Source organism: Chroococcus sp. FPU101, from assembly GCF_017312365.1.
In the GTDB taxonomy this organism is placed as follows: Bacteria; Cyanobacteriota; Cyanobacteriia; order Cyanobacteriales; family Microcystaceae; genus Chroococcus.
The window spans coordinates 1-13,799 of sequence record NZ_BLJI01000021.1; the positions used below are offsets into that span (position 1 = coordinate 1).

At 38.9% G+C, this 13,799-nt stretch carries 9 protein-coding genes; 3 read left to right on the forward strand and 6 right to left on the reverse strand.

Annotated features, from left to right (window positions below; translation table 11 throughout):
• Positions 1 to 10: 10 nt before the first annotated feature.
• Both CFPU101_RS16590 and lpxD read right to left on the reverse strand, forming a co-directional pair.
• Positions 11 to 1,078: a glycosyltransferase family 39 protein gene (locus CFPU101_RS16590; protein WP_206816453.1), complete on the reverse strand. Its 1,068-nt coding sequence runs from the start codon at positions 1,076 to 1,078 to the stop codon at positions 11 to 13.
• A 436-nt stretch (positions 1,079 to 1,514) separates the two neighbouring features.
• The gene (gene lpxD / locus CFPU101_RS16595; RefSeq protein WP_206816454.1) at positions 1,515 to 2,546 is read right to left on the reverse strand and encodes a UDP-3-O-(3-hydroxymyristoyl)glucosamine N-acyltransferase; all 1,032 of its coding nucleotides are present in this window, start codon (positions 2,544 to 2,546) and stop codon (positions 1,515 to 1,517) included.
• Positions 2,547 to 2,574: 28 nt separating this feature from the next.
• Here lpxD and CFPU101_RS16600 point away from each other — a divergent pair, with 28 nt between their 5' ends.
• A complete protein-coding gene (locus CFPU101_RS16600) occupies positions 2,575 to 3,192 on the forward strand; it encodes a class I SAM-dependent methyltransferase (RefSeq protein ID WP_206816455.1) in 618 nt (205 codons plus the stop codon).
• On the opposite strand, the gene CFPU101_RS16605 is transcribed toward CFPU101_RS16600, so the two are convergent.
• Positions 3,189 to 3,635, reverse strand: coding sequence for a hypothetical protein (locus CFPU101_RS16605; protein WP_206816456.1), 447 nt, complete (start codon positions 3,633 to 3,635; stop codon positions 3,189 to 3,191). The genes CFPU101_RS16600 and CFPU101_RS16605 overlap by 4 nt on opposite strands.
• Before the next feature lie 19 nt (positions 3,636 to 3,654).
• Here CFPU101_RS16605 and CFPU101_RS16610 point away from each other — a divergent pair, with 19 nt between their 5' ends.
• Entirely contained in the window at positions 3,655 to 4,272 is a 618-nt protein-coding gene (locus CFPU101_RS16610) for a pseudouridine synthase (RefSeq protein WP_206816457.1), read from the forward strand.
• Positions 4,273 to 4,542: 270 nt separating this feature from the next.
• Positions 4,543 to 8,463 (forward strand): PAS domain S-box protein, encoded by a 3,921-nt coding sequence (locus CFPU101_RS16615; protein ID WP_206816458.1) that lies wholly within the window; start codon positions 4,543 to 4,545, stop codon positions 8,461 to 8,463.
• 48 nt (positions 8,464 to 8,511) lie between these two features.
• Here CFPU101_RS16615 and CFPU101_RS16620 read toward each other — a convergent pair whose 3' ends face one another.
• From CFPU101_RS16620 to glf, 3 genes are all read right to left on the reverse strand, one after another.
• Positions 8,512 to 8,790, reverse strand: a complete 279-nt coding sequence (locus CFPU101_RS16620; protein ID WP_206816459.1) for a YkvA family protein — start codon at positions 8,788 to 8,790, stop codon at positions 8,512 to 8,514.
• 128 nt (positions 8,791 to 8,918) lie between these two features.
• Positions 8,919 to 11,084: a family 1 glycosylhydrolase gene (locus tag CFPU101_RS16625; protein ID WP_206816460.1), complete on the reverse strand. Its 2,166-nt coding sequence runs from the start codon at positions 11,082 to 11,084 to the stop codon at positions 8,919 to 8,921.
• Positions 11,085 to 11,098: 14 nt separating this feature from the next.
• Positions 11,099 to 13,522, reverse strand: a complete 2,424-nt coding sequence (glf, locus tag CFPU101_RS16630) for a UDP-galactopyranose mutase (RefSeq protein WP_206816461.1) — start codon at positions 13,520 to 13,522, stop codon at positions 11,099 to 11,101.
• Between the last annotated feature and the right edge of the window lie 277 nt (positions 13,523 to 13,799).

The window sequence follows — 13,799 nt, forward strand, 5'->3', positions numbered from 1 at the left end:
ATTTAAAAGCTCAAAAGTTTAGGCGTTTCCAAAATAGGAAAGCTATAACTAAAGCAGGGAGTAAGAGTGGGTCATAAATAAAAATGCTTTTTTCTGCCGAGAATAGGGGGCCAGAAATGGCTGTCAAATTTACGGGACTTAGCATCTCCCAAAAGCGAAACTGGTTGGGTTCACCTTGGACAACAGAAATTGTAGTTGCTGGAACCTCTTGATAAGAAAAGACTTGGATATGTAGAGAAACACTTGTCGCTAAGAAACTTCCGTAGCGAATGTATGTCAATCCTCTTTCTAACAAAAAAATTGAAATGAAGCCAGCTAACCAACACCTCAAAAACTTGAAAACTTGCAGCATTGAGCGACTCTGATAGGCAACACAACCAAGCAGAAACAAGAGTACGCTACACCCATGAATGATACTGGTTAACCTGACTAGGTAAGCCATTCCCAAGGATATACCACTCAAAACAGCCCATTTTCTTTGCTGTCGTAGGACGGAAACTAACGCCATTTGGTAACCGATGAGAACAAAGAGTAACACTTGATTGTTTTGCTGATGGACAGCAGCATAATATAATACAGTCGTACCGAGTAACCAGACCAAACTCGCTGCTCCTGCCTGCTTCTCTTCAAAGTCAAAGAGCTTGAGAAACTGAAAAACACAGACTACCAATACCAGATTTAAAGGCAAGAAGACGAAGAAGCTAATTATTGCCTCCCTAAAGTTTTGTCGTAGTTTTTCTGTTGGCAGCCACTGACCTAGTTGGGTTCCCACGTAGTCGACAGGAAGCATTAGTATAGATTGTCCTAAATCGTAGGGAACGAATTTCTCTCCTCGAACCTCTACTGCCAACTGGCTTCCTGGGAGAACTTCTTCTTCACCCGTCCACCAAGCATGAGCCATTTGTAATCGGATAGCGGTATCGACAATTGTTATGCTGCCTGGATTGATGACAATAAGCCATAGTAAAGCGGCTAAGATCACTTGTGTTTTAATTGTTTTTGGATGAAGCAACAAAGTAATCGTTTTGCTCAACCAAGAGAAGAAGTTAATTATTGAAGTATGTAAGCTGCTAACCATTCTATTTTTTTCGGCGTTACTAATCTCTATTTAGCAACACCCTGCTGCTTAGGTTAATCATTAATCGCTCTAAGTAAAACTTCAAGTTTTACTTAGAGTAGTATGTGCTTTGTCCTACTACTCATTCTGCTATGAATAGTAATTAAACAATGTTGTTATAGATAATTTGAATACGAATTATAATTTAACTAATTAGCAATATACTATTAAAATTATATAAATTACAGTGAATCTTCCTGATAAAATTGCTCAATGATTAGACCAAGCAGGAGGTAATCTTTCTCGTCATCTACTAGAACTTGTAGTTGTTGGTGCTTATCGTTGTCATAAAATTAGTAATTCTGAATTTAGACAAGTAGGGTTTGGCAACCAAACTGCCGACCCGCCCGTCGTACGGTAAGTCGCAAGCGGCAGTGCATTCCGCACCCCTGCAAGATTACTTAGATAATCGTTTAATCGCTTGATAAATTTCAGGTAACTTTTTATAGACAGTAGCAACTTTTAAAAAGTGTTTGTGTGGCATGGCGGGACTACCTGAGACAATTTCACCAGAACCGATATCATTATGTATTCCAGTTTGTGCAGTTGCGATCGCACCATCACCGATTTTGGCTTGATTAGCGATTCCGACTTGTCCTGCTAAGATCACATTATTACCGATTGTTACGCCTCCTGCCATCCCGGCTTGTCCTGCAATCGCGCAACCTTCCCCAATTTGGCAACCGTGACCAATTTGGACTAAATTATCTATCTTTGTATTACGCCGTATTCGGGTTTCTCCGACTGCGGGACGATCAATAGTCGTATTACAGCCAATTTCCACTCCATCTTCTAGTACAGTCTTACCCGATTGTTCCATCTTGTACCAACCACCCGCCGAGGGAACAAACCCAAACCCTTCTGCACCTAGCACCGCGCCACTATGCACCACACAACCTGAGCCGATTATAGTACGTTCATGAATAGTACAATTAGCATGAAGAATAGTACGATCGCCAATTCTAGCATCTGGATAAACCACAACATTCGGATGAATACAAACACCATCGCCAATCTTAACGTTAGCTTGGATGACCACATGGGGGCCAAGATAGACATCATTGCCGATCGTTGCTGACGGATCAATCACTGCACTCGGATGAATTTCGGGTGAGGGTTGAAAAGGTTTATAAAATAAATTAATCGCATGAGCAAAGGCTAGACGGGGATCTGGGGTGGCTAACCAAGCGATACCTTTTTCTGCGGCTAAGGTTTGTAACGACTCATCTAAGGGCAAAATTAAAGCACTAGCTTGAGTTTTTTCTAACATCGAGGCAAATTTATTACCTTCAATGTAACTCAGCGTACCTGTTTTGGCTTCATCAACAGCAGCCACACCCACAAGATCAGGGTTACAATCAGGACAGGATGTTAAGCTATGGGCTTTTATTAACGGGTTCAGTTGGTCAATAATTTCTGTAAATTGCATCTGTAGTTGTTTGACTGTTCTATACAAAATGGGATTCTATTCAAACTTTATTGTTCCTTGGGGTCTTGAGTGGGCAATGTCTGACCCAACTTTTACCCAATATCGTCAAGCAATTTTAGCTGATGTCTATGGGGAAGTTTTAGAAATTGGTGTAGGAACTGGATTAAATTTACCTTATTATCCTACAGAGGTGAGACGACTGACCATGATTGAACCCAATGCAGGCATGAACCGTTTTTTACAAAAAAGAATTGAAGCTTCTCCACTCTCGATTAATTATCAAATCCTAAATGGAGAAAAATTACCAATGCAGGATAATTATTTTGATTGCGTGGTGAGTACCTGGACACTTTGTAGTATTGCTCAAGTTGATCAAGCCATTTCAGAAATTTATCGAGTTCTTAAACCGCAAGGAAAATTCTTTTTTATTGAACATGGTTTGAGCAAAGATCCTACCGTTCAAGTTTGGCAAAATCGTTTAACCCCACTTCAAAAATTGATTGCTGATGGATGTCATTTGAATCGACCAATTATTAATTTAGTTTCTGAACAGTTTAAAACCATTAGTTTAAAAGAATTTTATGTACCTAACGTTTCTAAAATTCTTGGTTATATGTATCAAGGAGTTGCCATTAAATCAGATTAGCAACCTGCATCACCTCTAACAGCAAATGAAACTACGTCCTTGTCTCTTTTAACGCGAATTGTTCCTTTAGAAATTAAGGTGACTTCTGTATCTACTTTTTTACCTAATTCTAGATTAACATCAACCGTTATTTTTTTATCTTTATTTTGGAAAGTCTGTGAAGTCATCTGACCATAAAATTGTTGACCACTTCCTTTAATTCGTGTAAATTTTTGTAGCTTCCCATTAATACTCATTTCTATTGAATTTGGTTCTATTCCATTAAAAAAAACAAAATAGTTAGAAGATTTTCGACTCAGCTTCCATAACGTCATCCCACATCCTCTCCCTTTAAACTGGTCTATTGTCACCTCATCAACAGTAAAAGAGGCAAATGCTGGATTTGCTAAAAAGAATAAAACACTGGATAATCTTAAAATAGTGGGTAATCTAAATTGTTGCATTTTTGATAAACTAAATTTCATGACTCGAAATTATCAATATATTTTATTTTATAAACCCTACAATGTTTTATGTCAGTTTACCGATGAAGCAAACCCGCAAAAAAGGCTTACTTTAAAAGATTTTATCCCAATTCCAGAAATATATTCAGTAGGACGACTTGATCAAGATAGTGAAGGATTATTATTACTGACAAACAACGGACAATTACAACATCGTTTAGGACATCGAAAATTTGCTCATCCGCGAACCTATTGGGTACAAGTTGAACGAATTCCCGAAGAATCTGATTTAGAGCGTTTAAGAAAAGGCATCATCATTCAAGATTATAAAACTCGTCCCGCCATCATCAAAAAACTCTCCTTAGATCCCATTTTACCCCCCAGAGATCCTCCGATTCGTTATCGAAAATCTGTGCCGACTTGTTGGTTAGAAATCATCTTAACTGAAGGAAGAAATAGACAGGTCAGAAAAATGACGGCGGCGATTGGTTTTCCGACATTACGTTTAGTGAGAGTTTCTATTAATTTAGGCAAAAAAAATCAACTGAGTTTAGTTGGTTTAAACCCTGGAGAATGGCGTGAAGTGACAACATTAGAGAGAAAAGCTCTAGAAGAATTATCGATTTTTTGTCATTAAATGGAAACAATTAGCCTATTTATCGCCTTGAACTGCATTAAAGAGACTTAATTTAACAATTTCTTTTCTTTAAATCGAGTCAAACACAAAGTCTTTTGCTATAAAGTTAGATAGTATTAATGTCAATTCGATTATTGCATTAAATAAATAATTATCATAGTATCGATGTATTATATTAAATTCAATCAAATTGGATTCTAGCTTGACTCAATGGGGAAAATTGTTAAACTAAGGCTTATTTGGTTCTTGTGTATCATCCTTATATCAGCGTTGCTGGTCAAAAAACAGGCATCGCTCAAGGTTTTAAATCAGTCTGTAATTTTTGCGGCTGAGTTTCAACCTCAGATACCCCATGAGCAACCCCAAAACAATAGAGAACGAGAAAAAAAGAACAAAACGATTGATACTCAAAGACTTCAAGACTTATTTTTGGGGGGGATTATTTTTGGCACTGTAATGATTGCAATTGGATATCAATCATCAAAAGCGCGTTCTTCTGGTTATCAACAACAAACTGAAAAAACTTTGCGAGAAAGTGAAGCTCGTTATCGTGCAATTATTGAAGATCAAACCGAATTAATTTGTCGTTTTCTTCCCAATGGAACCTTAACCTTTGTTAATAATGCTTATTGTCGCTATTTTAATAAAGAGCCATCAGAATTAATTAATCATACCTTTTTACTCCTGATTTTCAAAGAAGATCAAGAAAAAGTTACTCAAAATATTGCATTAATTTCTCTCAATCAACCGCTTATCACCCATGAACATCGAGTCATTTTAAATAATAAAATTTGTTGGCATCAATGGACAAATCGAGGAATTTTTAATGCCGAAGGACAAATTATAGAATATCAAGCAGTCGGGCGTGATATTACACTGATGAAAGAAGCAGAAGCCAAAATTCAGTCCTTAAATTTAGAATTGGAACAAAGGGTTTATTTAAGAACCCAAGAAGTCGAAAAAAGTCTGCAAAAAATTCAGATTAAAGAAGCAGCACTTAGAAATAGTGAAACTCGGTATCAACGTTTAGTAGAAGCTTCACCCGCGATTCTTTATGAATATTCTAATCAACGAGGTGGTATTTTTTATTCGGCTCATGTCGTCAAAGTTTTGGGCTATTCTTTGGCTTATTTAGCTCGTCATCCTTGGTTATGGAGTGATTCAATTCATCCTGAAGATATAAAACGGATTAAACCAGCAGTACGAGAGTTTTATCAACATGGTACAGATTTTGAGGTTGAGTATCGAATTCAGGATGCAAAGGGAAAATGGCATTGGTTTTTAGATCGTTCTATTGGTCGAAGAAAAATTGAAAATGAAATCATTATTGAAGGAATAGCAATTGATATCACAGAACATAAAGAATCTCAAATTGCTTTAGAAAAAGCCCATCAGCAATTAACCTTTCATGTCGAAAATACACCGTTAGCCGTCATTGAATGGGATGCAGACTGTAAAGTTAAATACTGGTCATCCCAAGCTAAAAGAATTTTTGGTTGGGAAGCAGAAGAAGTTATAGGATTACATTGGAGAGAATGGAATTTTGTGCCTGAAGCGGATCGAAAAGCAGTTACTCAAATCATTGCGGATTTAATTATTAATAAAAAATCGCGTAACTTTCATAGCAATCGCAACTATACCAAAGATGGCAGAATCATTGATTGTGAATGGTATAACTCGATTTTATTAGATGAGACAGGTCAATTAATTTCCATTCTATCTCTTGTGTTAGATGCCAGCGATCGCAAAAAAACAGAAATTATTATTCAGCAGCAACAAGAACTCTTACAAACCATCATCGATCATTTGCCCGTTATGATCAACTTTTTTAACCCTGAGCGTAACTTCCGATTGGTTAATCAAGCTTGGGAAAAAACACTAGGTTGGAAGCTTGAAGAAATTAAGGATAATCAATTTCTGAGTGAATGTTATCCTGATCCTCAAGACTATCAAACCGTCATTGATTTTATTCAAAAAGCTGAAGGGGTTTGGCAAGATTTTAGAATGACAGTTAGAGATGGTAGAACCATTGATGCTTCTTGGGCTAATGTTCGCTTGTCGGATGGTTCTTTGATCGGGATCGGTCAAGATATCACAGAACGAAAACAAATGGAAGCGAATTTAAAAGAATCAGAAACCAAATATCGTCTTTTATTTGAAGCTAATCCTAACCCACTATGGGTTTATGATCTAGAAACATTAAAGTTTTTAGAAGTTAATAATGCAGCAATTCTTCATTATGGTTATTCTCATGAAGAATTCCTAAACATGACGATACGGGATATCCGTCCTCTAGAAGATCTTCCTCTATTAGTTCAATGTATTGAATCTGTGCAACCTAATCCCGATTATCACTACAATTACGGTTTGTGGCGGCACAAAAAACGCAATGGAGAGATTATTGATGTTGAGATCTTAGGTCAAGAAAGTATGTTTGAAGGTCGGTCAGCAGAAATAATTATGGCTATTGATATTACAGCACGACTCAAAGCCGAAAAAGCTTTATCTGAAAGTGAAGAACGGTTTCGACGAGCGATTACAGATGCTCCTTTCCCCATTATTATTCATGCAGAAGATGGAGAAATCATTCAAGTTAATCGCACTTGGACAGAATTAAGCGGTTATACTCATGCAGAGATTCCCACAATATCAGATTGGACGGAAAAAGTTTACGGTGAACGCAAAGAAATCGTAAAAGGAATTATTGAGCAACTCTATGATATTGATAGTCGGGTGGATGAAGGAGAATTTTTGATTAAAAATGCGATCGCTCAAGAACGAATTTGGAATTTTAGTTCTGCACCATTAGGAAGATTACCCGATGGTCGTAGATTGGTTATTTCCATGGCACTTGATATCACCGAACGAAAAAGAGCAGAAGAACGACTTCGGTATGATGCACTACATGATTCGGTAACAGGTTTACCAAATCGAGTTTCATTAATCAAACAAGTCGAACGTTGTTTAAAACAAGCTCTCAAGCAGCCTGATTATTTATTTGCGGTTCTCTTTGTTGATTTAGATCGTTTTAAAGTGGTTAATGATAGTTTAGGGCATTTGGTAGGCGATCAATTATTAGTGGCGATCGCCTACACTCTCGAAAATTGTATACATAACCAAGGAATTGTTTCTCGACTCGGTGGGGATGAGTTTATCATTCTGCTCAATCAACTTCAAGATACCCAAGAAGCGGTTAAGGTAGCTCAGAACATTTGTACTACTCTAGAGTCTCCTTTTACGATTAACGGACAAGTCTTTTTCATTACTGCAAGCATTGGCATTACCTTTAATTTATCGCCTAATCTTAAAGCGATCGATCTCCTGAGAAATGCAGATTTAGCCATGTATCGAGCTAAAGAGAGTGGTAAAGCTCGCTATGCAATTTTTGATCCAGAAATGCACGTCAAAATTAGTCGTCAATTAAAGTTAGAAAATAGTCTGAGAGTTGCTCTAGAACGTCAAGAATTTTTGCTTCATTATCAGCCGATTATCTCACTACAAACATTAACTTTGATTGGTTTTGAAGCCTTAGTCCGTTGGCAACACCCCGAACAAGGTTTAATATCTCCTTTGGAATTTATTCCAATTGCCGAAGAAACTGGCTTAATTGTTCCTCTTGGTGAATGGGTTTTAGTTGAATCTTGTCGGCAATTAAAAGCATGGCAAAATGAATTCCCACAAATCAATTCTTTGCAAATGAGTGTCAATCTTTCTAGTCGGCAACTTCAACAATTAGATCTGATTCAAACAATTGATTCTATCCTCACTCGTACAGGTTTAGCAAGTCGTTATCTAAAACTCGAAATCACCGAAAGTCTTTTAATGCAAAATCCAGAAATGGCGAGTCATACACTGTTACAACTCCAAGAAAAACAAATTCAAATTAGTATTGATGATTTTGGTACGGGTTATTCTTCTTTATCCTATTTGCACCGCTTACCCGTTAATACACTCAAAATTGATCGTTCCTTTGTTAGTCGCATGAATCAAGATCAAGAAAATTTAGATATTGTCGAAGCAATTATTAATTTAGCTCATCATTTAAAAATTGATGTAGTCGCAGAAGGAGTGGAAACACAAGAACATTTTACTAAACTTCAAGAATTAGGGTGTGAGTATGGACAAGGTTACTTTTTTTCTCGTCCAATGAATACCGAAAATATTAAACATTATTTACAAGAGCAACCATAATAAAATAGCAACGAGAACTTCTCCCGTTGCCAATTGATTAAACTTATATTAGACCGATTTGGTTTCTAAAACTTCTTCAGTTTCAACTTCATCCGTTTTACGGCGACCGCGATAAGACATTAATAATTCTGATACTTCTGTTACTAACATCGTAGCCAGTATACCATCATCTAACCATCCAATAAACGGAATCCAATCTGGAGCTAAATCAACTGGCATCACCCAATAAAAGAAAGTGGCTAAAATAACTAACCAACGATATTTAGTATGGCGAATGGCTTGACGATACCAGGTGTAGAAAATTTTAACCAGTGGGTTTGCTTTCATTTGAGTTCAAAGAGGAATTCTATCGACTTACAATTATCATTTTGTCAGTTTTTTCTTTTTCCTAAAAGAGGGGACTTACTCACTATCTTGTCGTAATAATCCCCCCTCTAAATTTCCCTCTAAAAAAGTTAGCCACACTCTCTAAAATACCGAGACATTGCACTATCTAAACAAGGTAATAAACTTCCACGATCGCTTCCCAAAACGCTGTAAGCAGGACGCGGAGCAATTAAGCCCATTTCCCGCATCGGCATCGTAATTAATGGGCGCGTACTAATACAAGCTTCTTTAGCCGCTAATCGGGCTAAATCTGCCCAACTAATCGCTCCTTGGTTAGCTAGATGCCACACGCCACACGCACCATCAATTAATAAATCAAGACTAGCTTGCACTAAATCAGGTACATAAGTTGGTGAAATCAAAACATCTTCAGCCGCGTGAAAAGGTTGACCTGCTTTCAGTTGTCGCACCGCTAAAGTCACAAAATTATAATCATCCCAAGGCCCAAAAAAAGCACTGGTACGGATGATCAGAGCAGCTGGATAAGTTTGTAAAACCCGTTCCTCTGCGAGTGCCTTACTGTGACCATAAACATTAAGCGGTGCGATCGCATCACTTTCAATATAGGGTGCAACACCTGTACCATCAAAGACTAAATCCGAGGAAAACGTCAGGAACATCGCCCCATGACGTTCACAGGCGGTGGCTAAAGTGGCAGCACCTTCGGTATTAATCTTAAAACAGGTATCGGGATCTCGTTCGGCTTCATCAACCCGTACATAACCCGCCGCATTGACTACTGCCCAGGGTTTTAGCTGTTCTAGTACCGATTCGACAGAAGCAGGGTTAGTAATATCCATTTCCTGACGCGACAGTAAACGATAGTTAATCTCTCGACTTTCACACAGTCGCGCTATAGCTTTTCCTAATGTCCCTGTTGCACCAATAATGAGTAGTGGGCGAACTGATGTTGTAATAGGGGGAGAAAGAACACACTGAGGGCGTAATAGCCGACTTGAACGGTGCCACCAACCTGGACTATCTAAGATTGGATGTTTGGGTATATTTCCTGTACTCAACTGGCGGAGCATCTGAGCCAGTGCAGTTGGTCTAGGTTCGGGGGCACGTAAGTCAAAGACCCCCGATTCATAATGACCCACCCAACGAGTTAATAAACTATTCCAATCATAGCTCCCAAGCAAAGCCCAAGCCGTAATAGCGCGGAGATCAACCCCTTCTGTTTTTAATTTTAAAGCCGCTTGCCACGCCTCATATAACCAGCGTAACTGCTCCTCACGGGTACAATTAAGATGTACTTCGGTGACCGCCAGAGGTAACTGATAGCGTTCCCAAGCTTCTTTTAGTAAGGTGTAATGTCCTGTGATACCTTCAGGACGAACCCGAACCGCTTCAATATCTGCATATTGATGTTTGCCATTGCCACCATGACAGATCGCTGGATATTGATCAAGTTGTTCATCGAGAAAACGATCGCTTGTTAGATAATAATTAATCCCCATGATGTCTGGAGGACAATTATTATCTAAAAACCAAGCTAACTCAGTTTCACTAATTCCCCACTTGCATAGGTAACGCCACATGGGATGATCGGGTGTGACTTTCCCACAAAGCAGATCAAAACTTAACCAACGGCGATCGTTTTCATATTTAGCTTGATAGGCTAGGGTTGGTGTACTATAAGTTTTCCCTAAATCCTCGGTTTGGATTAATTTAGCATGAGGATTAACTTGACGAATGGCAGCCATCGCCAGTATTGTCCCCCGACATTGATTCAATAAGGCACGAGCAAAGCTTAAATCATCTCGTCCGTGAGGGTACCAATGACCATACAAGCCACTAAATCGGGCTGTAGTTAGCGGTTCATTGATGGGGGTATAGTCCGTCACCCAGGGATAACGTTCTGCAACTGCCCTCGCATACACGGCCAATTTTTCGGGAAACTCTGGATCAATGAGACTGGTACATTTTGGCCCGCTACCATGATGGATTAATCCAACAATCGGACGTATTCCCAGTTCTTGGAGTTTTTGTAACCGCAGATCCGACCACGACCAATCAGCCGTATCTAAGCCATTGGGGGCGATTCTTTCCCATAAGATCGGATAACGAATCGCGGTGATCCCCAAATCAGCAAACAAGTCTAGATCTTCTAACCGTCTCGCGTGGCCGTTGCGTTCCATTTGGTCAAAATACGCTTCACCAACACGATTGACCGTACACTCTACACCCGCCCAAATTTCTAAAGGCTGTTTTGAGTTTATTAGAGTAGTCATAATTTTATTTGGAACTAAACCTTAACGGCTATTTGTTTATAAGTTGTTAAAGCTTGCGCGACACATTGATCCATATTGAGATACTTATAGGTACCCAAGCGACCAACAAAATAAACTCCTTGCGTTACTTCAGCTAGTTCGCGGTATTTTTTATAAATCTCCTGATTTTCTGGGCGCGGAATTGGATAATAGGGATCGCCCTCAGATTTAGGAAATTCATAGACAATACTGGTTTTATGGTGTTCTTGTCCCGTTAGATACTTAAACTCAGTAATACGAGTGTATAAATGATCATTAGGATAGTTCACCACTGGTGCGCTTTGAAAAACTGGTGTATTATGGGTTTCGTGCTTAAATTCTAGAGAACGATAGGGTAGTTGACCAAAGCGATAATCAAAGAAATCATCCACAGGCCCTGTATAAACCATCTCACGACATGGGATAGCTTTTTCGATTTCTCGATAGTCGGTATTGAGCATGACTTTAATATTCGGATGATCTAGCATCTTCTCAAACATCCGCGTGAAACCGTGTAAGGGCATCGCTTGATAACTATCGGTAAAATAGCGATCATCTCGATTGGTTCTAGTCGGAATTCGCGCAATCACCGACTTATCTAATTCTGAAGGATCGAGTCCCCACTGTTTACGGGTATAGTTGCGAAAGAATTTTTCATAGAGTGTTTGACCAACTTTAGAGATGACAACATCCTCGCTGGTACGGATTACGTCTCGCGGTTCAGCCACCGATTTAAAAAACTCTTCAGCCTCAAATGAATTGAGATTCATCCCATAAAGTTTATTAATCGTATCCAGATTAATCGGAATTGGCACCAATTGACCGTCTACACTAGCAAGGACACGATGTTCATAACTCCGCCATTGCGTAAATTGTGATAGGTAATCAAAAACTTCGCGGCAGTTGGTATGAAAAATGTGCGGCCCGTATTTATGAACAAGAACACCATGCTCATCATAATGATCATAGGCATTACCGCCGATATGGTTGCGTTTGTCTACCACTAACACCTTTTTTCCCGACTGACTGGCTAGACGTTCGGCGATCACACTTCCAGAGAAACCCGCCCCAACGACTAAATAATCAAAAACATATTCTCTGGTAATGGTATTCGGTGCTTGTGGAATTTGAGTAGTACGGCTATCCTGACGAGTTGCAATGGCAGAATCAATCAATTGCATCATCGATGACCAAGTTCGATCCCAAGAAATCTGTTCTAAAAAGCTATCGACTTGATTTAACCATCCCAAAGCCGCCGTATCTTCTTGCATTGCTGTTTCGGCAGCCTGTACAAACTCATCGGCTGTATTGGCAATTCGGACTAATCCTAAATCGCCGTAGGGTCGCACCACATCTCGAATTGAAGTCGAAATAACGGGTTTACCTGCTGCGAGATACTCAGGTGTTTTGGTTGGGCTAATATAACGAGTGGATTCGTTCTGAGCAAATGGCAATAGGGCTAAGTCCCATCCCGCTAAATAGTTGGGTAACTCTTGATAATCTTTGCCACCGAGATAGTGAATGTTATCTCTTTGAGGAAGGGTATTAGGGTCAATTTTAACCACTGGGCCAATAATCACTAAATGCCAGTCGGGACGAGCATCAGCAATTCCCGTTAAGAGTTCAATGTCCATCCGTTCATCAATAACACCAAAAAACCCTAAACGAGGGTGGGGGATTGATGCTTGGTCGCTTGGATCTTCTTGAATTCTCCTACCTTGGGCAAAATGGGGAACATCGACACTACTGGGAAAAGCGTAAACATTGGGATGCTGTTTAACTTTGCTTTCATACAAGCTTTGTCCACCCGTAAAAACGACATCAGCACGGCTAAAGAGTTCAGCTTCATAGCTTTTTATGGCAGGAGAAGCACCTTTAAAAGCCGATAGTTCATCCATGCAATCATAAATAATCGCTTCAGGCTGTAGATGACGGGTATAAGATAGACCCATCGGTGTATAGTACCAACAGATATATTTACGGATGCTCTGTTCGATTAAAAAGCGATCAATTAATTCTTTAACTTTGGCTTGAATGGCTTCTTCGTTTAATCCTTGTTGAAGATGGGGAACAACAACCGTTACGCCAGTTTTATCTTGAGTGACTTTTAGTTCTTCGATGGGTTCTGGGGTAAAAATGGGTTCTTCAATAAAAAAGACTCGTTTGGCAGTTGCACAACGGCTCAGAAGATGTTGCGGTCGTTGATAGACAAAATTCCAGCGTAAATGGGAAATACAAATGATATCGGGAAATTCTTTCGCTTCTTTTGCTTGAAAACTTGAAGTAGACGGTGAAAAGTTCGGTGATGATAGATTAAGCGATGGTAATTCCTTTAGCTGTGTGAGCTTGGATGTAATTTCTGTGACGGACTTTTCATTCGTAATCCCATTATTACTATTTTTAACTTCTTCTTTTGCCATAATTTCCCCCTATATTATTCATTTTTCAAAGCAACACTTTGAGAAAGGCTTTATAAAATAAATCAGCAGAGTTTAAGCTTTTCTTTTGCCTTGGCTGATGCTTCAGTATGTGTTTTTTTATATCTGCTAATGAATTAACCTTAATTTCTATTTATTTTTATTACTTCTATCAAAAGTTTGAGGTTTATAGTGATATGTGCTGCTATCTTTAAATTTAGCAATTCTATCACTCTAAAATTAGGCAAAATACTTTAAAATTAAGATATACAGGTAAAGT